This window comes from Campylobacter lanienae NCTC 13004, assembly GCF_002139935.1.
GTDB classification, from domain to species: domain Bacteria; phylum Campylobacterota; class Campylobacteria; order Campylobacterales; family Campylobacteraceae; genus Campylobacter; species Campylobacter lanienae.
Window position 1 is genome coordinate 923,703 of the sequence record NZ_CP015578.1, and the last position, 23,574, is coordinate 947,276.

General features: G+C 35.1%; 25 protein-coding genes and 1 pseudogene. 8 read left to right on the forward strand and 18 right to left on the reverse strand.

Annotated features, from left to right (window positions below; all coding sequences use genetic code 11):
- Nucleotides 1-316: 316 nt before the first annotated feature.
- The 8 genes from ychF to folD are packed head-to-tail and all read right to left on the reverse strand — an operon-like array spanning nucleotide 317 to nucleotide 6,575.
- A complete protein-coding gene (ychF, locus tag CLAN_RS04710; protein ID WP_100590711.1) occupies nucleotides 317-1,420 on the reverse strand; it encodes a redox-regulated ATPase YchF in 1,104 nt (367 codons plus the stop codon).
- Nucleotides 1,420-2,889 (reverse strand): leucyl aminopeptidase, encoded by a 1,470-nt coding sequence (locus CLAN_RS04715; RefSeq protein ID WP_086300691.1) that lies wholly within the window; start codon nucleotides 2,887-2,889, stop codon nucleotides 1,420-1,422. Before CLAN_RS04715 ends, ychF begins: the two co-directional genes overlap by 1 nt.
- On the reverse strand, nucleotides 2,879-3,484 hold the full coding sequence (locus CLAN_RS04720) for a DedA family protein (RefSeq protein ID WP_086300693.1): 606 nt from the start codon (nucleotides 3,482-3,484) through the stop codon (nucleotides 2,879-2,881). Before CLAN_RS04720 ends, CLAN_RS04715 begins: the two co-directional genes overlap by 11 nt.
- 3 nt (nucleotides 3,485-3,487) lie before the next feature.
- Nucleotides 3,488-4,027, reverse strand: a complete 540-nt coding sequence (locus CLAN_RS04725) for an adenine phosphoribosyltransferase (RefSeq protein WP_096018750.1) — start codon at nucleotides 4,025-4,027, stop codon at nucleotides 3,488-3,490.
- 27 nt (nucleotides 4,028-4,054) lie between these two features.
- Complete coding sequence (locus tag CLAN_RS04730; RefSeq protein WP_100590712.1) at nucleotides 4,055-4,387, reverse strand: hypothetical protein; 333 nt, start codon at nucleotides 4,385-4,387, stop codon at nucleotides 4,055-4,057.
- Nucleotides 4,378-4,827, reverse strand: coding sequence for a ribose 5-phosphate isomerase B (rpiB, locus tag CLAN_RS04735; protein ID WP_096013132.1), 450 nt, complete (start codon nucleotides 4,825-4,827; stop codon nucleotides 4,378-4,380). The genes CLAN_RS04730 and rpiB overlap by 10 nt, the downstream gene beginning before the upstream one ends.
- A 59-nt stretch (nucleotides 4,828-4,886) precedes the next feature.
- Nucleotides 4,887-5,720: a signal peptidase I gene (gene lepB / locus CLAN_RS04740; RefSeq protein ID WP_096013131.1), complete on the reverse strand. Its 834-nt coding sequence runs from the start codon at nucleotides 5,718-5,720 to the stop codon at nucleotides 4,887-4,889.
- A 3-nt stretch (nucleotides 5,721-5,723) separates the two neighbouring features.
- Nucleotides 5,724-6,575, reverse strand: coding sequence for a bifunctional methylenetetrahydrofolate dehydrogenase/methenyltetrahydrofolate cyclohydrolase FolD (folD, locus tag CLAN_RS04745; RefSeq protein ID WP_100590713.1), 852 nt, complete (start codon nucleotides 6,573-6,575; stop codon nucleotides 5,724-5,726).
- A gap of 76 nt (nucleotides 6,576-6,651) precedes the next feature.
- Here folD and CLAN_RS04750 point away from each other — a divergent pair, with 76 nt between their 5' ends.
- Genes CLAN_RS04750 through CLAN_RS04775 form a run of 6 tightly spaced genes read left to right on the forward strand, consistent with a single transcriptional unit; the run spans nucleotide 6,652 to nucleotide 11,136 of the window.
- Complete coding sequence (locus CLAN_RS04750; protein ID WP_096013129.1) at nucleotides 6,652-7,017, forward strand: c-type cytochrome; 366 nt, start codon at nucleotides 6,652-6,654, stop codon at nucleotides 7,015-7,017.
- A complete protein-coding gene (gene hemL, locus CLAN_RS04755) occupies nucleotides 7,007-8,278 on the forward strand; it encodes a glutamate-1-semialdehyde 2,1-aminomutase (protein WP_100590714.1) in 1,272 nt (423 codons plus the stop codon). The genes CLAN_RS04750 and hemL overlap by 11 nt, the downstream gene beginning before the upstream one ends.
- The gene (locus CLAN_RS04760; protein ID WP_086224641.1) at nucleotides 8,275-8,520 is read left to right on the forward strand and encodes an AtpZ/AtpI family protein; all 246 of its coding nucleotides are present in this window, start codon (nucleotides 8,275-8,277) and stop codon (nucleotides 8,518-8,520) included. Before hemL ends, CLAN_RS04760 begins: the two co-directional genes overlap by 4 nt.
- Complete coding sequence (locus CLAN_RS04765; protein ID WP_100590715.1) at nucleotides 8,517-8,981, forward strand: hypothetical protein; 465 nt, start codon at nucleotides 8,517-8,519, stop codon at nucleotides 8,979-8,981. The genes CLAN_RS04760 and CLAN_RS04765 overlap by 4 nt, the downstream gene beginning before the upstream one ends.
- Nucleotides 8,981-10,867: a flagellar hook-length control protein FliK gene (gene fliK, locus CLAN_RS04770; RefSeq protein WP_100590716.1), complete on the forward strand. Its 1,887-nt coding sequence runs from the start codon at nucleotides 8,981-8,983 to the stop codon at nucleotides 10,865-10,867. The genes CLAN_RS04765 and fliK overlap by 1 nt, the downstream gene beginning before the upstream one ends.
- Nucleotides 10,868-10,869: 2 nt before the next feature.
- Nucleotides 10,870-11,136, forward strand: a complete 267-nt coding sequence (locus CLAN_RS04775; protein ID WP_096013125.1) for a FlhB-like flagellar biosynthesis protein — start codon at nucleotides 10,870-10,872, stop codon at nucleotides 11,134-11,136.
- Here the strand turns inward: CLAN_RS04775 and zupT are convergent.
- The 10 genes and pseudogenes from zupT to CLAN_RS04825 all read right to left on the reverse strand — a co-directional run bounded on the left by zupT (nucleotide 11,133) and on the right by CLAN_RS04825 (nucleotide 21,743).
- On the reverse strand, nucleotides 11,133-12,002 hold the full coding sequence (zupT, locus tag CLAN_RS04780; protein ID WP_096017292.1) for a zinc transporter ZupT: 870 nt from the start codon (nucleotides 12,000-12,002) through the stop codon (nucleotides 11,133-11,135). The genes CLAN_RS04775 and zupT overlap by 4 nt on opposite strands.
- A gap of 169 nt (nucleotides 12,003-12,171) precedes the next feature.
- Nucleotides 12,172-13,161, reverse strand: a complete 990-nt coding sequence (locus tag CLAN_RS04785) for an isopenicillin N synthase family dioxygenase (protein ID WP_096026891.1) — start codon at nucleotides 13,159-13,161, stop codon at nucleotides 12,172-12,174.
- An 11-nt stretch (nucleotides 13,162-13,172) separates the two neighbouring features.
- Nucleotides 13,173-14,162, reverse strand: coding sequence for a hypothetical protein (locus tag CLAN_RS04790; RefSeq protein WP_100590717.1), 990 nt, complete (start codon nucleotides 14,160-14,162; stop codon nucleotides 13,173-13,175).
- Nucleotides 14,163-16,055 carry a methionine--tRNA ligase gene (metG, locus tag CLAN_RS04795; protein WP_100590718.1) on the reverse strand — a complete coding sequence of 631 codons (1,893 nt, stop codon included), beginning with the start codon at nucleotides 16,053-16,055 and terminating at the stop codon, nucleotides 14,163-14,165. It abuts the gene before it with no gap.
- Nucleotides 16,056-16,073: 18 nt separating this feature from the next.
- Nucleotides 16,074-16,391 carry a hypothetical protein gene (locus CLAN_RS04800; RefSeq protein ID WP_086224248.1) on the reverse strand — a complete coding sequence of 106 codons (318 nt, stop codon included), beginning with the start codon at nucleotides 16,389-16,391 and terminating at the stop codon, nucleotides 16,074-16,076.
- Nucleotides 16,384-17,217, reverse strand: coding sequence for a class 1 fructose-bisphosphatase (locus CLAN_RS04805; RefSeq protein ID WP_100590719.1), 834 nt, complete (start codon nucleotides 17,215-17,217; stop codon nucleotides 16,384-16,386). The genes CLAN_RS04800 and CLAN_RS04805 overlap by 8 nt, the downstream gene beginning before the upstream one ends.
- 1 nt (nucleotide 17,218) lies before the next feature.
- A complete protein-coding gene (locus tag CLAN_RS04810; RefSeq protein WP_100590720.1) occupies nucleotides 17,219-17,779 on the reverse strand; it encodes a molybdopterin-guanine dinucleotide biosynthesis protein B in 561 nt (186 codons plus the stop codon).
- 65 nt (nucleotides 17,780-17,844) lie between these two features.
- On the reverse strand, nucleotides 17,845-18,942 hold the full coding sequence (gene dapE, locus CLAN_RS04815; RefSeq protein ID WP_100590721.1) for a succinyl-diaminopimelate desuccinylase: 1,098 nt from the start codon (nucleotides 18,940-18,942) through the stop codon (nucleotides 17,845-17,847).
- A 1-nt stretch (nucleotide 18,943) separates the two neighbouring features.
- Nucleotides 18,944-19,545: pseudogene (locus CLAN_RS04820) on the reverse strand (LysE family translocator).
- Nucleotides 19,542-21,743: an endonuclease MutS2 gene (locus CLAN_RS04825; RefSeq protein ID WP_100590722.1), complete on the reverse strand. Its 2,202-nt coding sequence runs from the start codon at nucleotides 21,741-21,743 to the stop codon at nucleotides 19,542-19,544. Before CLAN_RS04825 ends, CLAN_RS04820 begins: the two are co-directional and overlap by 4 nt.
- A 229-nt stretch (nucleotides 21,744-21,972) precedes the next feature.
- On the opposite strand from CLAN_RS04825, the gene CLAN_RS04830 reads away from it, so the two are divergent.
- Both CLAN_RS04830 and CLAN_RS04835 read left to right on the forward strand, forming a co-directional pair.
- Nucleotides 21,973-22,503 (forward strand): OsmC family protein, encoded by a 531-nt coding sequence (locus CLAN_RS04830; protein WP_086233299.1) that lies wholly within the window; start codon nucleotides 21,973-21,975, stop codon nucleotides 22,501-22,503.
- An 11-nt stretch (nucleotides 22,504-22,514) separates the two neighbouring features.
- Nucleotides 22,515-23,570, forward strand: coding sequence for an acyl-CoA dehydrogenase family protein (locus tag CLAN_RS04835; RefSeq protein ID WP_100590723.1), 1,056 nt, complete (start codon nucleotides 22,515-22,517; stop codon nucleotides 23,568-23,570).
- Nucleotides 23,571-23,574 lie beyond the last annotated feature (4 nt).

Consider the following 23,574-nt stretch of genomic DNA (forward strand, 5'->3'; position numbering starts at 1 on the left):
AAGAAATATGGAGTTTAATACTCTTAATATCTTTTTAATTAAATTTAAATAAATATGGTAAAATCAATATTTATTAGATTTAAATATTTATTAGATAATTCTAAATTTAAAAAATATTTGATATTGCTTATCATTAATTTTCATTAAAATTATAAAATTATATATATTAAAATATTTAATAGTAAATCAAGATTTTATAATATTTTATTGAATTTATTATAAGTATTAAATAATATTTTAAATTTAAATTCAGATTTTAAATTTTTAAATTAACTAATTGCCTAAATTTAGATCTCTCTAAATTTAGGCTAGAGTATCACACATTAAATCTAAAATGCATCACATCGCCATCATTAACGATATAATCCTTACCTTCTAATCTCATCTTGCCAGCTTCTTTGGCCTTGGCTTCACCGCCACAAGCGATATAATCATCATAGCTGATAACTTCAGCTCTGATAAAACCTCTTTCAAAATCATTATGTATCACGCTCGCAGCCTTTGGGGCTTTCCACCCTTTGTGTATAGTCCAAGCCCTAACTTCCACAACCCCAGCTGTAAAATAACTAATAAGCCCAAGCTTCGCAAATGCCGTGCGTATAATGCTCTCTAATCCACTCTCACTCGCTCCTAAGCTCTCTAACATCTCTTTAGCCTCAGCATCATCTAGCCCTATTAGCTCCTCTTCTATCTTAGCACAAAGCTTGATAACCTCTGCCCCACGCTCTTTGGCGTATTCTTTTACCTTTTTTACATACCCATTATCGATAGAAATTTCATCTTCATTGACATTAGCACCATATATAACCTCTTTTGCTGAAAGAAGTCTAAGCTCTTTATTTAAAGCGTTAAAAACATCACTATCAAATTCACTAAACGACGCCGCACTCTTGCCACTATCTAAATGATCTGCTAAGGCCTTAGCACACTCTAAGCTCTCTTTAGCGCCTTTTACATTTGCTTTAGCCTCTTTGGTTAATTTCTCAATCTTTTTAGCAAGTTGCTCTATATCAGCTAGTATAAGCTCAGTTTCGATAATCTCGATATCTCTAATTGGATCTACGCTATTTTCTACATGTGTAACATTAGAATCTTCAAAGCACCTTACCATGTGTAAGATCACCTCGGTTTCCCTAATATTAGAAAGAAATTTATTCCCAAGCCCTTCACCCTTACTAGCACCTCTTACAAGCCCTGCGATATCTACAAATTCAATTACAGAGTGTTGAATTTTGTTTGGTTTTACGATTTTAGCGAGTTCATCAAGCCTAGGATCTGGCACTGGCACTATAGCTTTATTTGGTTCAATCGTACAAAATGGATAGTTGGCCGCTTCAGCGTTACTAGCTTTTGTTAGTGCGTTAAATGTAGTTGATTTACCCACATTTGGCAAACCTACAATACCTACTGATAATCCCATTAATTCTGACCTTTTTGATGATTTCTAGCTAATTTTTGCAGATAGTATAAACACGCTCTAACTCCAGCTCCACTAGCCCCAGCTGGATTATATCCCCATGCTTTATTCACATAAGCAGGCCCAGCGATATCAAGATGTAGCCATCTATCTTTATACTCATCTTTTATAAATTTATCCAAAAATATTCCAGCTGTAATAGCCCCACCATATCTACTTGAAGAGATATTTGAAATATCGGCTATATCGCTTTTTATAAGCTCTTTTAGATGATCATTAAATTCCAAAACAGTTAGATACTCTCCACTTCTACTAGCATAATTTTTAAATTCACTCTGTAATTCATAGCTATTTCCCATAACTCCACTAGTATATTCACCAAGCCCTACAACACAAGCACCTGTAAGTGTCGCCATATCTATAAGAAGTTCTGGGTCAAGCTCACTTTGCGCCCAATCCAAACAATCAGCCAAAACAAGCCTACCTTCAGCATCTGTATTTTTAACCTCTACACTAACTCCACTACGAGTAATTAGCACATCATCAGGCTTATACGCATTTCCACCTATCATATTTTCAGTCGCACCCAAAACGGCGTGAATTTCAAATGGCAACTCCATTTTAGCCGCTCCCATTATGATTCCCATAGCAGCCGCTGCACCACTCTTATCGCTTTTCATAGTTAGCATATAATCAGCTGGTTTTAAGCTTAGTCCGCCGCTATCATATGTAAGACCCTTACCTACAAATACAACTCTTTTAATGCTCTGTTTTGGAGTGTATTTTAAATGTATTAGGCGTGGTGGATGGATTGAGGCTTTATTAACCGCTAAAAAGGCATTCATATTTTGGCTTTTTAGGTAGTTTTCATCATGTATAGCGCACTCTATATTAGCATAGCTTAGACTTAAATTTTTCGCATCTTCAGCCATCTTTTGTGGGGTGTAGATCTCTGGAATTTCATTTACTATATCTCTTGTAAAATTAGTCGCTTCAGCTATGATATGAGCGTGATCTATACCGATTTGCGCTTCATCTAGGGCGATCTTTTTGCTATTATAATCCTCAGTTGAGATTAGAATTTTTTCTATTTTATTCTCTTTTTTCTCGCTTTTGTATTTATCAAATTTATAACTAGCTAACAAAAATCCCTCAACCATAGCCTCAAAACTCATCTTAACGCAATCACCGCTATAACTAGCGATTTTGACACTTTTGATATTAAGCTCTTTAATAGCATTAAAAGCCGTAGCACTCGCTAATCTAAGAGAATTTAAATCAAGATTTTTAATACCTACATAAATCCGTCTCTTACTAGGCAAATTTAAAACCCCATCGCCCTTATAAGAGTAAAAATCAAACTCACCCAAATCATCTACAAATCTATGACTCAAATTCTTATCAACAATAAAAATTACCTCATAATCAGCCAAAATATCAGCTATTTTTTTATCTATTAATTCAACAAACATCTCTTCTCTTTTTCCTTTCATTTAAGATTCGTTTTTCCATATATTTTAAACCAAAAAATAAAGAAGCCAAAAATCCACCGATAATCGGCACCGCAAAATACCAATGCGACTCGGCCCACTCTATCCCAGCCCATATCAACTGACCAAAATGCCAAGCCAAAAGTATCGTAATAGCCGCCCATACCCAAGCGCTAATTAAATTTATAAAAGCAAATTTCTTAGCGCTATATCTAGTGATTCCTATACTCATAGGTATAATAGTGCGAAATCCATACATATAACGCTGCATAAAGATAATCGGCCAGCCGAATTTTTGAAGTAGTAGATGAGCGACGGCGAATTTGCGTCTTTGTTTGGCTAGTTTTCTTTGGATATATTTTTTGTTATAGCGACCAATATAAAAATAAATTTGATCCCCCACAAATCCACCTAATCCAGCCACAAATATTATAAGCCCCAAATCCACATGCCCCTCATGAGCAAATATCCCACCTAAAATAAGCGCTAACTCTCCTTCGGCAATACACCATAAAAATATAATAAGATAGGCGAAATTTTGATACTCATATAATAAATTCTTTAAAAACTCTTCCATATCCTACTCCTGTAATACCACATAAATTGGTGCATAATTTTTAAGCTCTTTTAATCCACCAATTCCAATATCTATTATAGAGATGATTTCAACCAAATTTCCATTAAGTCTTAAAATAAGCTCACAAGCCGCCTTAGCCGTGCCACCTGTGGCTATAAGATCATCTATTAATAATAGATTTGCTCTAGGCTTAAAGGCATCTATATGCGCTTCAATCTCATCTACTCCATACTCTAATGAGTATTTTTCAGAGATAGTAGCACCTGGTAATTTACCCTTTTTTCTAAAAGGCACAAATCCCACCCCAAGCCTATCAGCCAAAGCCGCACCAAAAATAAAGCCACGGCTCTCGATCCCAACTACATAATCAATATCTTTATCTTTATATCTATCATAGAGATGAGACATTAAAAGATTAAATGCCTTCGCATCGCCTAAAAGTGTGGTAATATCTCGAAATATCACTCCAGGCTTTGGAAAATCAGCAATCTTTCTAATAGTTGAATCTAAATAATCTTTTTGTTCTTGTGATAAACTACACACACCAGTCCTTTTATAAATAAATTTATTTTACAATAGTGCTTCGATTTTGCCCTCTAACTCTTTTATTCTAGCTCTTAATTTGTCATTTTCTATTCTATATTGCGAATTTCTAGTCCTAAGACCTGTAACATCGCCTTTCATCTTATTTAGCTCATCTGTTAAGATATCTATATTACCAAGGCTTCTTTGGAGTTGGACTTGAAGTTTGCGTATGATAATCTCAGTATCATCTAAATTATTTTTAACAAAATCACGCATTGCGCGCTCTTTTTTCAGTAAAGTTTTATAATAAAATACCATAACTATCAAATATAGACTACAACATATAAAAAATGTGTAAAAAACCCAATCTAAGAACATCTACAAACTCCTAGTTTTTCAACTCTTTTCTCATGCCTACCACCGCTAAATTCGGTAGCGAAAAATACTTCAACCATATCTTTGATAATATCTTTTCCAACCACCCTAGCACCAAAGCATAACACATTAGCATCATTATGCTCTCTTGATAACCTTGCTAGTGTGGAGTTATGACATAAAGCGCACCTGATATGAGAAAATCTATTTGCCGCTATAGAGATACCAATCCCGCTACCGCATATCAATACACCAAATTCATCGCTATTTTTAAGATTATTAGCCATCAAAGTAGCAAAATCAGGATAATCAACACTCTCAATAGAGCTATTAGTGCCTAGATCAACTACACAAAATCCCATAGATTCTAATATATTTTTTGTCTCTATCTTTGCTTCATATCCAGCGTGATCACTAGCTATATAAATTTTAGAAATATTCATTTACACCTACTACAAATTTGAATTCCACCATTATATCATATTAAATGATACAAATTTAACTATTTTGCCATATCTTCTAAGCTACTTGCTAAGCGTCCGATACGCTCCCAGCGAATTTTGTAATTTTCATCATAGCTTAAATAGACAAACCACGGCTTGCCAACTATATATTTATAAGGCACAGAACCCCAAAATCTACTATCGCTGCTATTTTCTCTATTATCACCTACCATGAAATACTCATTTTGTGGCACTTTGAAATAATATGCGTTGAAATTTAATCCATTAATTTTAGGCAGCTCTGGCACCATAATCTCACTCATAGCAAAATCCACCATACCAGCAATGGTAAATGTATCGGCTCTTAATCCACCATAATTATCTTTATCAGTGTTATTATCATAGTGAATTCCAGCCATCTTATATGGCTCTTTGATGAATTTCTTTCCACCTAAAATCACGATATTAGCATCTTTAAATTCCCTTGCTATCTCATCATCTCCGCCACTTGGTCTTAAATACATAGCACCAGGGGCAAATATCACCTCATCAAGTCCGGTAGCGAAATTACGCTTGACATAGTGAATTTTAGGATCTTTTGGATAGCGAAAAACCACTATATCACCACGCTTTGGCCCATCACTAGCTATCAAATGCCCATCACCATCGCTATCAGGAAGCACTGGAATTTCTATAAATGGAATGTGTGGTGTTGGAATTCCATATGAGTATTTTTTAACAAAGAGATAATCACCTATTAAAAGAGTATTTTTCATAGAACCGCTAGGTATCACAAAAGCTTGAGCTACAAAAAATATTATTAACAAAACTATAACAATAGTCCCCGTCCAACTACTACAAAAATTATAGAATTTAGTAAAAATTCTTCTCAAAGTTTAGCCTTTTAATTTTCTATTTTTAGCTGATTTTAGCGTATTGCTAAGTAGCATAGCAATTGTCATTGGCCCTACTCCTCCTGGTACGGGCGTTATCATAGAGCATTTAGGTGCTACACTCTCATAATCACAATCGCCAACTAATTTACCACTATCTAAGCGATTTATCCCTACATCAATTACTATTGCCCCATCACTTACCATATCGGCTTTTAAGAAATTTGGCTTGCCTACTGCTACTACTATGATTTGGGCATTTTTACAGACGCTTGCTAAATCTTTAGTTTTAGAGTGAGCTATAGTCACAGTAGCCCCAGCATTTAGTAGCAGTGCCGCCATAGGCTTGCCTACTATATTGCTTCTACCTATAACCACGGCATTTTTGCCACTTACTTCTATATTATAAGCTTTGAAAAGCTCCATTATCCCAAGTGGCGTACAAGGCACAAATCCATCAAGACCGCTATTTAATCTACCTACATTTATAGCGTGAAATCCATCTACATCTTTATTTGGATCGATCGCTTCTAAAATAGCATTTGTATCAATATGCTTTGGAAGTGGAAGTTGAACTAAAATTCCATCTATACTATCATCATTATTTAAAAGCTTAATCAAAGCCAAAAGCTCACTTTGCGTTGTAGTTTCAGGTAGCTTGTGAGCTACTGAGCCCATGTGAGCAGCAATAGTAGATCTCTCTTTACTAGCGACATAGGTTTGGCTAGCCTTATCTTCGCCTACTAAAACCACGGCTAGAGTTGGCGTAATTCCTTTGCTTTTTAGCTCCAAAACCTCATCAGCAACTCTTTGTTTAACCCTATTGCTTATCTCTTTGCCATCAATTATTTGCATTTTTGCCCTTTTTATGTATTTTTTAATTACAAAAATTGTATCATACCCAAATTCAAATTAAATTCAAGTGAGATATATGAAATTTATTAGCTTTTTTTTGCTTTTTGCTACTTTTGCTTTTTGTAGTGAGTTTATCACCAAAAGTGAATACGCCAAAATGCTATACAAAAATCCAAGAGGCATAGGGTGTCATAAATGCCACGGCGATAAGGGCGAGGGAGCCTTAATAGTCAAATACAAAGCATTTAACAAAAAGAGTAATAAATATGAAGAGAAATCTCTAAAAGCACCAAGGATAAATAATCTCGATTTCAAAAGATTTCAAGCAGCTATTACTGATTCTAAGGGCATTATGCCATCATATTTTCTTACTCAAAATGAGATTTTAAATTTATTTGAATACATAACTTCATTTAATAAGGATAAAAAAGATGAGAAATAAAGATGAATTCCTCAAAGCACAAAAATATATTCCAGGTGGTGTAAATTCGCCTGTTCGTGCCTTTGGTTCAGTTGGTTCTACTCCTGTGATGATAGATAGGGGTGAGCGTGAGTTTATCTATGATATCGAAAATAATGAGTATATTGATTATGTTTTAAGCTGGGGGCCACTCATCTTTGGGCATTGTGATAAAGATATAGAAGATGCCGTGATATCAACGGCTAAAAAGGGACTAAGCTTTGGTGCGCCATGCTTATTAGAAACTGAGCTTGCTCAATTAGTATTATCTAAATTCCCTCATTTAGATAAAATTCGCTTTGTTAGTAGCGGGACTGAAGCTACTATGAGCGCTATTAGATTAGCTCGTGGATATAGCAAAAAAGATGGAATAATCAAATTTGAAGGTTGCTATCACGGTCATAGCGATGGATTATTAGTTAAAGCCGGTAGTGGAGCTACCACTTTTGGATATTCAAGTAGCTTAGGCGTCCCAAATGATATAGTCAAAAACACTCATCTAGCCAAATATAATGATCTAAATAGCGTCAAAGAGTGCTTTAAAAATGGTGATATTGGCGTTATTATCGTTGAGCCAATCGCTGGAAATATGGGATTGGTGCCTGGTAGCGATGAGTTTTTACATGGGCTTAGAAAGATTTGTGATGAAAATGGTGCGGTTTTAATCTTTGATGAAGTTATGAGTGGATTTAGAGCTAGTGCCACTGGTAGCTATGGATTAAATAAGATTGAAGTCGATATAGTTACCTTTGGTAAGGTCATTGGTGGCGGTATGCCGTGTGCTGCTTATGCTGGAAAAAATGAGATAATGGAGCTAATTAGCCCACTTGGTGGAGTCTATCAAGCTGGGACGCTTAGCGGTAATCCTGTTGCTATGGCTGCTGGACTAGCTGCGTTAAATAAAATTTATAATATGCCAAATTTATATGATGAGCTTGGTAAAAAGAGTAAATTTATAATTGATACTATGCAAGATAGCGCAAATGAGATGGGAATTCCACTTCAAACAACTATGCGTGGGTCTATGTGGGGATTTTTCTTCAATGAAAATCCTGTTACTAACTACACTCAAGCCCTACAAAGCGATACAAATTTATTTGCCAAATTCCACGCTCAAATGCTAAAGCGTGGCGTCTATCTAGCACCAAGCCAGTTTGAAACTTGCTTTGTTTGCAAGCCTCTAAGCCAAACTAGCTTAGACAAAACGGCACAAGCTATAAAAGAGAGTTTTAAATCACTATGAGCCAAAAAAGCAAAAAGATAAACACCGCAATAAAAGCCGCTGATAGCCTAAGTCTTGGGATCTCAATCGTAGTTGCGGTGCTTATAGGCTTTGGGATCGGCTGGGGATTAAAAGAGCTAACAGGCTCAAACTGGGGGCTTGGAGTTGGTATTTTCATAGGTGTTGGCGCTGCGATAAATAATATCTATAAGGCCTATAAATCTCAAGTTAAAAGCTATGAAGAGTTTAAAGAAAAGAGATGAAATTTAAAAATTTAGCTATATTTTATCTAATCTTGGATCTATTATTGATAGCCATTACTTCGGCTTTTGGGGCGGTTGAGCTTTTGAATTCTCAAGTGGCTTTTATCTCTTCGACTTTAATATTATTTGCTAGTTATTTAGGCTACAAAAATAGAGTTAAAAATAGAAGTATAAACTATGAATTAAGCGATAAAGAGCTTGAGATTTTTGAAGATGATGAGAATACTGGGGATGATAAAAACAGTGATAAAAATTCTATTAAATTTCGTAAAATCGATATCTTAGGCGCTTTTAAACCACTTAGATTGATTAGCTATCTTATTTTGATTGTAGCGTTTTTTGCTCTGCTTAGAGCTGGGATTTTTGAGCCTATATCGTTTTTAGTTGGGCTTGCTTTAATGCCTCTTGGGGTATTTTGCGCTGGAGTGTATTACTCTAAAAATAGTTTTGTGAGCAAATAATGATAATAGTTAATAACACCCAAACCCAACAACCAACCCCAAATAATAAAGACGAAAAGAAAACCACATCCAAAGAAAATAGCACCGCAACTTCACTAAATGATGGCAAAACCATCTTAAAAAACCAAAATCAAAATTTAGTAATCGAACAGACAAAGCTAGATTTAGAGCTAAATAAATTTACATCCAAGCTATTAAATGCTTTAAAATCAAATTTAGATGATGGGAGCTTTAAAGAAAATGCCCTATCACAGATCAAATCATCCCAAGTTGCCCCAAATCTAGCCAAAGATTTAGCACAAATATTAAAATCGATAAAATCTGATCCATCTCTAAGCCAATTAGGCGCTAAATTAGAGAATTTTATCAAGCCAGTAGAGCATATCAAAACCACAAATATAGCCCAAACTATCAAAGATACAGGCGTTTTATTAGAAGCTAAACTCGCTCAAAGCTTAAAGCCAGAGATCCTTCCAATCTCTATCCAAAATTTGCTATCTCAGATGAAAAATATAGCAAATAAAGATCTATCTTTAGCTTTTATGACTCTAGCTAACGGATCAGATCTAGATCCAGCAAGTAGCCTTAGCCAGCTTTTAGATATCTTACAATCAAATAAAATTAAAAATAATGAAACACTCAAAAACTCAAATTTCAAGCCACTTTTAAAAGCCAATACCAAACTTGAGTTAGCTGCTAAATTCCTAGATAAAATCGCACACCAAATCCAAACTAATCCCAAAAGCCCAATCTCAATAGAACAAAACATATCTCGCACCGCAGATCAAATTCAAAATATTATTAAAAATATAGAATCAAGCTTATCACAAATCAATTTTAATAATCCAAATTTAAAAAGCATAAAACCGCTAAATAATCAGCTAAATCAGATAATATCAGATATAAAAGAGATAATCTCAAATATCAAATCCCAGATCACCACACCAGCAAAAGCCATCCCAAGCAATAATCAAGCATTAGAGATAATAAAAAATCTAGATCCGCAAATATCAGCTAAATTTGCCCAAAATTTACAAAACAACCAATCCAAAATAGATCTATTAACCACTCAATTAAACTCAAATATCCAAGATCTAGCCACAGATATTTCAACCACACAAAATCAGATAAACAGCATAAATCCTACCCCAAATAGCCTAAATTTAAGCAACCTTATCCAATACATAAGCACCGATGCCAATAATCTAAATTTACAAGAAAAGCTATCAATGGCAGCTAGAAAGCTCTCAAATATTATTAATTTTTTTGACAAAAATAGCTTAGAAGCTAAAAACCATCTAATAGAGCTAAAAAATCTCATCAAATCCGCCAATTTAGCCAAATCTGAAATTTCAAATATCACCCCAAATGACCCAAATATCTCAGCCCAATCTCTACAAAACGATCTCAAAGCCACACTTTTAGCACTCAAAGACGCCACGGCCAACCAGCCAAGCCAAGCCGCCCTAAACCAAAATATAAATAGATTATTAACCCAAATTGAGATGCATCAGCTCATCAGCTACGCACAAAACTCGCTCCAAACATATTTACCATACTCTTGGGATGCTTTAGAGAGTAGCAATATAGTATTTAAACAGGGCAAAAAAAAGAGATTTTATGCTAAAATTGATCTGAATTTCACTCACTTTGGCAATGTCGATATCGTGCTTGCTTTAAGTGATAATAAATATATAGATATCAATATCGCCACTGGGACTGATGAGTTTAAGAATTTAATCCTAAATTCTAGTAAAGAGCTAAAAACAGCAATCACATCTCTAGGACTCATAATCAGTAGCTTTTCGCTAGCTTACAAACCTAAAAAAACCCCATATAATCAAATAGATAGCGCATTTGATTTTGGATTTAATAAAAAGGCGTAAATATGGCAAAAAAGATCAAAAAAGCAGTCGCCCTAGGCTATAATAAAGATAAAAATAACGCCCCAAAAGTCCTAGCTAGCGGCAAAGGCGAAGTCGCTAATAAAATAATAGAAGCAGCTAAAATATATAAAATTCCAATCAAAGAAGATAGCGATTTGGTAGAGATTTTAAGCAAGGTTGATATAAATCAAGAGATCCCACCAAATCTATATAAGGCAGTTGCGGAGGTTTTTAGCTTTTTGTATCGCACTACTAAGCTTAAAAATTAATCCCCAAGCAAGATAAGGCTAATGGCCATAACCGCCATACCACCAACCAATCCATATAAGCTATCATGAGCCTTATCATAGCTCCTAGCAGCAGGCAAAAGCTCATCAAAACTGATAAATACCATAATCCCCGCCACCACACCAAAGACAATAGCCATCACACTATCATTGATAAAAGGCATTAAAATAATCGCTCCGATAATTGCCCCTATCGGCTCAGCAAGCCCAGATAAGCATGAGTAAGCAAAGGCTCGTTTTTTATCATTTGTAGCGTGATAAATTGGCAATGATACAGCTAGCCCCTCAGGGATATTGTGTAGTGCCACAGCCACTGCTATCACCAATCCAAAGCTAAGAGACTCAATACTACTAACAAAGGTCGCAAAGCCTTCTGGAAAGTTGTGTAAGGTTATAGCAAAAGCAGTGATAATCCCTGTTCGCTTTAAGCGTTTTAATCCTAAGCTACTTATGCCCGGATGGTATGTTGGGCGTGGTTCATTGTGGCTAGGCAAAGGGCAAAATTTCAACTCATCAAGGCTATCTTTAGGCTCGTGTGGATTTAAATCACTTGGGATAAACTTATCTATCAAAGCAGTCAATAAAATTCCAACAAAAAAAGCTATAAGTCCGATAAATTCAGCATTTTTGCTATCATAAATCTTCGCAAACTCACGCATAGAATTTGGCAAAATCTCCATAAATGAGATATATATCATCACCCCAGCACTAAATCCTAAACCAACACTAAGTAGCCTAAAATCATCTTTTTTACTAAAAAACGCTATAACCGCACCAATAGAAGTAGAAAATCCAGCAAAAAGAGTCAACAAAAACGCATATAATATCTGAGTGAGTTCAAATTCCATATCAATATCCAAATAATAATTTTTATTATTAAACTATAAAATAGCTAAATTTATTCTTTAAATAGAAGCATTAATGCTAAAATTATAAAAAATTTATCTATTTATTATAATTTTCGCATTTTATACGCCTTGAAATTTGACTAAATTCAATCATCTAAATAGCTCAAATTTAAAAGCTAAATTTCTCCACCAAATCTTTATGATGAGCCATAGCCACATCGGGGTGAGATCTTATCATTCTTTTAAAATAGTTTTGAGCTACATTTCTAAGAAGTGGATTTTTAGGATCTGTATCTACCCCTGTGCTCTCTTTTTTAAGATGGTTAGGAAGATCTAAAATCGGTATATCCTTATCAAGCTGAACACCCAAAAAATACGCTATAGAAAATCTCTCATTAGGGGTTAAATTTACCCTATGGATTGTTGCTTTTAGATAGCCATTTGTAGCAAGCTCCAAAAACTCACCGATATTTACCACCACAGATCCCTCCATCGGTGGCACATCGATCCACTCGCCATTTAATAATCCTTGTAAGCCAGATTCACTATCTTGTAAAACAAAGGTAATTAGTCCCCCATCTTTATGAGAGCCAACACCTTGGGTATTGCCATCAAATGCCGGTGGATACCTAAGTAATTTAGCGTGTGCGTAGGAATTCTCTCCATAAAGCTTATCAAAAGAGTCTTCAGGCAGCTCCAAAGCCATAGCAAAACCTTTAAGAAGTTTGAGTGTAGCCTTACTAGTTTGGTCAAACCACACATTAAATTTATCCCTTAGCTGTGGAATCTGCTTTGGAAAGAGATTTGGGCCTTGAATTCTCATCCAAATAGGTGAGCTCTCATCCCAATTTAAAGCCTCTTTATCGCTACCAGCGTCGATTTGCTCTCTATAATCCTTGCTACCAGCTGTATATTCTCCACCCTCTTTTGAGTAGCCTCTAAATTGCGGCGATTTAAGCATTGATATCTCTTCTTTCTCTTCTAAACTTAGAGCAAAAAACTCCTTGCTAAGCCTTTGTAGATCCTTACAAAGCTCCAAATCAATGCCGTGATTTATCAAATAGCAAGTCCCAAAAGTAGTAAATGCTGCCTTTAAATCAGATATAAATTTATCCCTATTACTATCAAGCTCACTTAAATTTAATACCGGTATCTCCATATTTGCTCCTTTTAAAATAGAGTTGGCTCTTTAATATCTTGAGTCAAAATTGCCTCTAAACTCTCGAAATTTTCTAAGATTAAAGCATATCTAAACTCGCCTAGTTTTTTAATTTCAGATATATCTTTATATATAAAATCAGCCATAAAAGCCACGCTACTACCAGCTTTTACGCAGATAATCACATCATCAAATTTCGCTCTTAAACTACTTGCTTCAAACCTAAAAAGATCCTCATCACTCTCGCAAATTATAGCTCTATGACTTTGACCAAATTCTTGGATATTAAAAAATCTATCCACAAAAATCGCCCTAAAATGGCTAAATGCCTCAAAGCTACAAACACGAAATCCCACGCCACAACGATCGAAAAAGCTCATTATATTTACTAAATCTTTGATGAATATATTTGGGAATTTCAGATCACTATAATAATTATCTTTAAACAAAATTGTAGTGTAAAATAGCGATCCATTATCTATCAAATTATAGTGTAAATCACTCAAACTATCATCATTTAAGCTAGAGTAAGAAAAGCTCAACTTATCTATCATTGTCTCATCAATACTCATCATATATGCGTTATTATCAGCTTCTATGATCTGCATAAAAGCTTGATTTAGATCGCAACTAAGCAAACATAAGGATTTTGGGCGATATAGACACTCCAAAATCGAGCTTTGTAACTTTGTAAGATGGACGAAATTTAACTCTTTTTGTGCTGAGAGAAATCTCATCAATCTTATCATCGCCATAACCACACTATCAACTTTAATTATTGCTATTTCATCATCTTTGCTATTTAAGCTCAAATCAGTGATAATAGCATAAGCTCCACTTTTGATAGCAAGCAATGCGTCTTCTATAGTCGCATTTAGAGCAAAATAAGCCATACCAACTTTAACCAAATTTGGATCTAGACAAAATCCATTTATCATACTGATTTTTGGGCTATTTTTTAATTCGCCATTTAATAGCGTGGTTAGGTTTTCTATTCTCATCTATCCTACAATTGCTCCATTTTTTACACTTGCGTGAGTGCCTAGAAGGGTTAGGCTCCCATCTTCAGCGCTAAGAATCATGCCTTCGCTTAAATGCTTAAATATCTTAGCTGGTTTTAAATTAGCTAAGACACAAACTTGTTTGCCTATTAGGCTTTTTGGCTCATAATACTTAGCTATACCGCTGATAATCTGTCTTGGCTTCTCTTCTCCTAAATCAATTTTAAATTTAAGCAATTTATCACTACCTTCGATATTATCGCATTCTAAGATAGTTCCTATCTTTATAACACACTTTTTAAAATCATCAATTTTAATCTCTTCATCTTTTGATTTAATCTCATCGATCTTAGCCACCGGTGCTGGTGCCATCAGCTCGTGTTCTATCTTGGCAAATAGAGGAGTTGTGGCGTTGGCTTTGAAGTTGATTAAATTTGAGTTTATTATTAGCTCATTATAGCTATTTGTATTGATTTCAAATTCCAAAGTATCGGCTATTTTTTGAGCAGTTTGTGGCATAGCTGGACTTAGCAAAATAGCAACCCTAGCCAAAATATTTGCCACCAATGCCACCAAGGCATTTGCTTCATCAAATTTATTATTTTTCACCAAATTCCAAGGCTCATATTTAGCGATAGTGGCATTTGCTATATTTAAAACCTTCCAAAGCTCCTCTAAATATCTATTTGGCGAAATTTCATCTAGACTAATTAATGCTTGATTTATATGAATTTTAGCACTCTCAAGCTCATTAGAATAAAATTTATTTACATTTGTTGAGTCAATTATATTATCGCAATATTTAGAACTCATACCCACTATTCTACTTAGCAAATTCCCTAAATCATTGCTCAATTCGCTATTTATACGATCTATCAAGGCTCTTTGTGAAAAATCCCCATCTTGACCAAACGGCACCTCTCTTAATAGAAAATACCTAAACGCCTCTAATCCATAAGTATCGGCCACCTCTTTTGGATTTACCACATTCCCAAGGCTCTTACTCATCTTAACCCCATCTCTAGTCCACCATCCATGCGCTGCTACGCTTACAGGTAAAGGCAAGTCAAGACTCATCAAAAATGCCGGCCAATAGACCGCATGAAAACGCAAAATATCCTTACCAACTATATGTAAGGTGTTATTCCAATACTCCATTCTCTCTTCATCTCTAGTATATCCTAAGGCTGAGAGATAATTTACCAACGCATCTAGCCATACATACATCACATGTTTTGGTTCATTTAGCTCTTTTGGTAGTTTAATCCCCCACTCAAAGCTGGTTCTAGTGATAGATAGATCTTTTAGACCGCCTTTTACAAAGCTTATAACCTCATTTTTCTTGCCTTTTGGTAGGACGCATTTGTCATTTTCATACCATTTTAACAATCTATCTTGGTATTTTGATAGAGCAAAAAAGTAACTCTCCTCTTTTACCAACCTAGTCTTTTTACCACAATCAGGACAGCACTCATCATCTATTAGCTGATTAGCAGCAAAAAAGCTCTCACAACTCACGCAATAGCTACCCTCATACTCGCCCTTATAGATATCTCCATTTTTAAGCATTTTAGTAAAGACATTTTGGCTAGTTAGCTTGTGATACTCATCAGTTGTGCGTATGAAGTGATCATAGCTTATACCAAACTCATCCCATAGGGCCTTGAATTTCGCACTTATCTCATCTGCGTACTCTTTTGGGCTTTTGCCTCTAGCCTTAGCTGCCTCTTCTATCTTTTGGCCATGCTCATCAGTCCCTGTAAGAAAAAAGACATCATCGCCCCTTAAGCGATAAAATCTAGCCAAGGTATCGCAGATTATCGTAGTATAAGCGTGTCCGATATGTGGGACATCATTGACATAATATATTGGTGTGGTTATAAATTTTTTCATCATCTTCCTTTAAATTTGTTAAAAATCAAATTGACCGCCACGGCCCTCATTCATCTTTTCATATGTGGATTTGACATAATTTTCCCTTATATCGCACTCAAAAATCCTATCACAATCCATACAACTACTTAGATTATTTGCCTTTTGGCAATCTTTGAGCCTAGCTGTGGCAATATCAAATTGTAAAATTACAAACTCCTTAATCCTATCACAGCCAAAGACTCGTTGGCACTTTGAGCAGCTATCTCCAGATGAGTTTTGAGCGATACAATTTTTTAACGCTATCTTTTTGGATTCTAGCTCATCAATAGCGCTAAATTCGGTAATTTCAGCCATTTTTGACTCTATCAATCTCAAATTTAGACCCAAAATAACAAGGCGTAGTTTGGTGAGTCTTTTCAATTTTGATATCTAATAAGCTGTCATTTACCCCATCAGTTGTGGCACCACCGGCCTTTTCATATATATAGGCAAATGGTAAAACCTCAAAAGCAACCCTAAGCTTGCCATTTGGTGCATCAGGTGTAGCTGGATAGCTAAATAGCCCACCGCCTTTTAGCAAAACTTGATGAAGATCGCTTACCATAGCGCCACTATATCTAAGCCTATAGCCATCATCAAATAGCGATTTTATCATAGCTCTATGAGAGTCGCTCCAGCCTTTTTGTGTGCCACCTGTGGCATTTATCTTGCCTTTGTCTTTTAGCTCTAAATTTTTGATAAATTTAAACTCATTATCTCTATTTAACCTAAATAATCTCACACTATCATCGCACACTACCATCTCAAGCCTTGGGCCATAAACTACATAAATCGCCCCTACTAAACTCCTAGCATCCAAAGAGCCTTTATAAATCCCAAATATCGATCCAACAGCGAAATTCACATCCACCAAACTACTACCATCAAGTGGATCATAAGCTATGATATAATCTGCATTTGAGTTTATCTCTAAAATAGACTCTTTTTCTTCGCTGATTATAGCTTTGATATTGCTAAGTTTTTTCAATCTATTTTCTATTATCTCATCACTTAAAATATCAAGCTTTAATTGAGTATCACCTGTGGAATTTGAGCTTTGGGCATAGCTAAAATCACCATATTTTAGTAGTTCGCTAATCTCTATAGCGATCCCTTCAACTGCTTTTATAATCTCTTTCATTTTACACCTTTTTTGCGTTTTTATCTATCCATTTTATAATTCCATCTATATCTTCAAGACCAAATTTATCCCCACAAGCATCAAACTCAACATTACTAGCAAAAGCATCGCTAAATGGGATAAAATCATCTATAACCTCATCTCTAAATATAGTAATTCTAGGAAGTTTTAAGCTCTTTAAGCCCTCAATTATCAAATAATCAAACTCACCAAAATGAGCCGCTAAAATCTCTAGCTCACTATCAAAATTATCCAAATTTGGCTCAAATTTCTCATTTTTATCTCTGTGTGATTGTGAGTTTATCCTATCTTTACCACCAAATAGCCCACTTTGTAAAAAAATTGATGTTCTATTTGGGCTTACTACTGCGACATCTGCGCCAATACTACTATATATATAGCTATCCTTGCCAGGATAATCAAATTTTGCTTTATCGCCTGGATCGTGCTTTGTTATCGCAACCTTAAATCCACGAGATATAAGCTCTTTTGCCACCTTAGATATGAGCGTTGTCTTGCCACTTCCACTAGCTCCGCTAAAAGCTACAGCCAATCTTTTAATGTTATATCCTTTTTGAATTTCTCATAATTTTAGCCAAAAAAATCTTAAAAAATGAAATTATAAATTTATTTAAAATAGCGTATCAAATCGCTAAAAACCTCATAAAGCTTCACTACTTCATCTATGCTCACTCTCTCATCAACAGCGTGAATTCTATCATTTACCACACCAAATTCCACCACAGGCACACCAAAAGCCGCAAAATACCTAGCATCACTTGTCCCACCAGTCGTGCTAAGCTCAGGCCTAACCCAGCAAATTCTATTAATGCTATCTATCAAATTCGTAACAATTTTAGAATTCGCATCTGTCAAAAATGGCTTTGAACTCTCTTTTAGGGTTAGCTCATAATCAACCGAACTAAAAATCTCATCACAATACCTCTTCACGGCTTCATAATTAGTTTGATCTGAATTTCTAATATTAAACATTATTTTAAGCTCACTTGGCGTTACATTACAAACTTCCATACCGCCTCTAATATCGGTAATTACTATCTTTGAAGGATCAAAATATCTACTTCCAGCATCCATATCATATCCAGCAAATTTAGGCAAAATTTGGCTTATTTGATGGATTGGATTGATACATTTAGATGGATAAGCCGCATGACCTTGAATGCCCTTAACTTTAATAACACCATTGATAGAGCCACGGCGACCTATCTTTATCATATCACCAATTTTATTAGTAGATGTAGGCTCGGCCACAATAGCAAAATCAGGCAAAGAGTTATTATCTTGTAGATACTTTAACGCCTCTTTGGTTCCGTAAATTCCATCGCCCTCTTCATCGCTTGTCAAAATAATAGTCAAACTCCCATTAAATTCCCTAGCATCCTTACACGCTTGTAATATCGCTGCTACTCCACTTTTCATATCTTGAGTGCCTCTAGCATAGATATATCCATCTTTTTGCTCTGGCTCAAATGGATCACTGCTCCACCCATCTCCTGGTGGGACTACATCGATATGCCCAGCAAAGCATAAATTCACCCCATCGCCAAATTTTTTACTAAGGATTAAATTCTTAACCCCATTAATATCCAAAAGCTTAGCATCAAACTCGCTCATAAGTAGCGTGATGTAATTCATAGCACCATCATCATCTGGTGTGATACTTCTAAATTTCAATAGCTCTTTTAAAAGCTCTATAACTTCCATTTTAACCCTTTAAAAATGTATTAAATATCAGCATAATAGCAAATCCCGCCATCAAAATCGCCGAGATATATGCAAATGCCATTTGAGTTTTTGCCCCTATAAATTTGCGTGAGCGACTAACTATAAAAGACAAAAACACCACCCAACTCACTATACTAACAACCAACCCAGTAAATCCCATAATCACACTATCATCACCACACCGCTAACAGAGAGCCAAAAGCCAATTATATATGGATTTAAAATATTCATTAAAGCCCCTTTAATAAAACAGCTCCAAAATCCCCCTGATAATCCAGTTTTTTGCCTAGCTAAACTCTTAGCGCTTTTTAATGTCAAATATGCGATATATAACAAAAATAGCGCCCCAAAAATAGCTAAAATTTGAGTTAATATCTCATTTTGGCTAAATTTCAAAAGACCAAAATTAATAGCCAAAAGATAGCCTACATCTACAGCCATCGCCCCTAGACCAATAGCTAGCCCAAGGCGAAATTTAATCAAAGCATAACTCATAATCAAGATATTTACAGGCCCAATAGGCACCGCCGCACCAAAACCCAAAATAGCACCGCTTAAAAATCCTCCAATACTATCTATCATAATTTCACCACTTTGCTACCAAATCCACCCTCGCTTGGCGCCCCATCTTTGAAGGCTTTAACACTTGGATGGGATTTTAAAAACTCTTTTACGGCATACGCTAGCTTGCCTGTGCCGATACCATGCTTTATTAAAACCTCATCAAATCCCGCTATCAAGGCATCAGAGATAAATTTATCTAATTTTTCAATCGCCTCATCGCTCCTAAGCCCATGAAGATCTATCATCACGCTAGCAGAGTTTGGGCGAGATAGGCTTATATTTATGCTTTTTTGGTTATTTAATGAGCTTTGATTAGTAGGCTTTAAAAGCGATATTGGCACTCTTAAATTAACTCCATTGCTATCTATAATAGCATCATTTTTACTAAGGCTTAAGACCACGCCTTTAATCTTATCATATTTAACTCTATCACCTACTTTTAGCTCTATTGGCTCACTTAAAACCGTAGGTTTTTGGATAGATTTTGCTATGGAATTTGCGTTATTTAGGCTTCTTTGTTTCTCTTTTGTATCTTTGAGATTTATCCCTCTTTTGGCCTCATTTATAGCTTTGTAAAATTCAGTTTCTAATGAGCTTAATCTCGCTCTTAGCGTCTCATCGGCTCTGATTTTAGCCTCTTTTAAATCCTTTAATAGCTCGTCTAATTTTAGCTCTTTTTCTTCTGTGCTTTTAAGTTTTAATTTTAGCTCTAATTCTAAATTCAAAGCCTTAGATATCATCTCATTTAAATTCTCTTTATCATCGCCATAAGCGCTCTTAGCACTTGCTACAAGATTAGCTGGAATTCCATATCTACTAGCAGTCTCAAAGGCATAAGATTTACCTATAATGCCCTTTAAAAACTCATATTTAGGGCGTGAATTTTGCTCATCATATAGTGCGGCTATCAGCTCAACTTCGCTATTTTTAGCTAATAGCATAGCAAGTCGTTTGTGGTGAGTGGTTATAACCATTTTGATATCGCTACTCATCATTGAAGTTAGCAACACGCTATATAGACTAGCTGCCTCTTCAAAGTCCGTTCCTAGCTCTATCTCATCTACACCGATTAAAATCTGCTTTTTGCCTAAAATTTTAGAAAATCCTAGCATTCTACCAGCAAAGGTGGATATATCATTTTTGGAATTTTGCGGATCTTCTATTATAGCCTCAAACTCTTTAAAGCTACCGATGCTAGATTTAGCGCTATTTATGCTCATAGGAAGTAGATATTTAGCTAGTAATGCCGCACTTAATATACTCTTTAATAGCATACTTTTACCACCGGCATTTACCCCAGTGATTAAGAGAATTTTACCACGAAAATCCACGCTAATACGCTTTGGATTTTTAAGTGCTGGATGGGCAAATTCGCTCAAAATTATATCCTTACTAGAGTTAGCTAAAACAAAGTTATAATCCCTGCTCTTAGCAAAGCTCACCCTAGCAATCAAGCTATCTATATAATCAAAAGATGAATTTATAAATTTCAAAAATGGTAAATTTTTATGAAAAATAGCGCTAATTATCTTAGCATGCTCAAACAAAATCTCCTCTTTTTTATCCATTAGATCGCTCTGTTCGCTCTTTAATTTACTGACAATATCAGGCAAAACATAGAAGTATCCACCACTACTTCTAGCTATCACTGTGCCTTTTAAAGCGTGATTAAATCCACCACGCACCAAAAGAGCTTCATTTGAGTTGATATAGTGAATTTGAGTATCGACTAGATATGGGCTTAAATGCTTGGTATAAATAAGCTTTTTTAAGCTCTCATCTATCTGCTTTTTTTTGTTTTTATAAGCTTCGTTTATAGATATTAAACGCTCATCAATGCTCTCTTTAAACTCCCCATTTTCATCAAAATACTCACAAATTTTATCAATACTAGATGGAATTTCAATCTTATCTAGATATCCACGCATTTTATCACCGAAATTTTGCGATTTTAGGTAGTTAAAATACTCTATAATCTTGCTAAATTCATATATCTCGCTGATATGTAAAACAGCTTGTTTAGATACTCTCATCAAGGCATCATCTAAATTTGCTATCTCTTTTGGGCTTTTTAAATTTAGAGATGAAATCTCTTCTATTTTTTCATAATTTGCCCTGCTATCTCCACTTATAAAAAGCGATTTAGGCCTAGCTAAAAATTCATTATACGCACTCAAATACTCGCTTAAATCCAACTTCTCAAACAGCTCTTCCATAAAATCTCGCAAAAAATAATTTAAAGCTCAATTATACTAATTTTGGCTTAAATCTATCCATTTTATGGGAGTTTTGGTATAAATTTGATTTTGTAAATTAAATTAAATTTATATAATTTAAATATATATTTAAATACTTTATATTGACAAATACCTAGTTTATTGGTATAATTTCGCTATCAAAAGATTAATATATCTTTTTACTATATTTTAATACAAGGAGAAAAATATGGCAAATTGTGCTATAAATTCATGCACTAGACTAGATCCAATTGACAAAGCTGGTCTAGAGGCTCTAATCAAAGCCGGAAAAGAGAATCCAGATGTTATCAAGACACTTAAATGTCGCACAGTCGCAGAGGGCAAGTTTCGCCACTCAAACTATATAAGAAATCTACCTGCATACATAGTAGATGAGCCACCTACACTACTTGGAGAAGATACCGCACCAAATCCTAGCGAAGCTGTTTTAGCTGCTCTTGGAAGTTGTATAGCAGTAGGAATCCACGCAAACGCAATCGCTCAAAATATAGTTATTACTAAACTTGAAGTTGAGCTTGAGGGAGACCTTAATATAACTGCAGTTTGGGGAACTGGCGATCTAAGCGAAAAGCCACTTGGCTTTACAGATGTAAGAGTAAATGTGATATTAGAAAGCAACGCTGATAAGGCTAAACAAGACGCACTAATAGCTCACGCTTTAAAATATTCACCGGTTGCAAATACCTTGCTTAGAAATGTAAATTTAGAAGTTAAATAAAAGGATGCAAAATGGCACTACAACAATTAGAAAAATTAGCACACTCCATAGATAAAGATGGAATTTACCCAAAAGAGTTATTAAAACAGATAGCTCAAAATGGTGATTTCGCTGTTTTAAAAACTAGAAGCGATATATACAAAGCTATAGAAAATATAGCGAAAATTTCAAATATTTGTGGAACTAGTGGATTTTGCATGTGGTGCCAATTTGCGATTATCTACTACTTAATAAATAGCGATAATCAAGAGCTAAAAAACGAGCTATTACCAAAACTATATAGTGGTGAAATTCTAGGTGGAACAGCACTATCAAATCCTATGAAGGCCTTTGCTGGGATTGAGAAAAATCATCTCAAAGCACAAAAAACTGATGGCGGATATATCATAAATGGCAATCTACCATGGGTATCAAATATCACTGAAGATAGCGTATTTGGCGCTATAGCCTTAGATGAAGATGATAAGCCTGTAATGGGCGTAATAAGAGTTGGCAAAAATGCTACTTTAAAATCAAATATCAAATACGCCGCACTTGAGGGCTCAGCTACAAAAAGCGTGGCTATAAAAGATTATTTTTTAGCTAGTAGCGATATCTTAGCCACTAATATCTATGAGTATCTAATCAAAATAACCCCTGGATTTATACTCTTACAAACAGGCATAGCAGCTGGAATCATAAAAGCAGCCTTAGATGAGATAGAAAAATCAAACAAAACTCACGCTGATATAAACTCATATCTAAATATAAATTTAGATGAGTTAAAAAGCGAATTTAACAATCTTTTAAATGAGATTAAGCTTATATCAGAAAATATAGAAAACATAGAGCCAATTAGGGTTTTAAAAGCTAGGTTAAATGGCTCACTACTAACTCAAAAAGTCACGAGCGCTGCGGTGTTGTTTTGTGGTACTAAGGGGTATTTTGAGAAGTCTCATGTAGCAAGACTCCAAAGAGAGGGCAATTTCGTCCTTATAGTAACTCCTAGCATAAAGCACCTTTTAAAAGAGATAGCTCAAGTAGAAGCTGGGCGTGGCTGCATAAAATCATGGCGAGAAAAATTATAAAAAG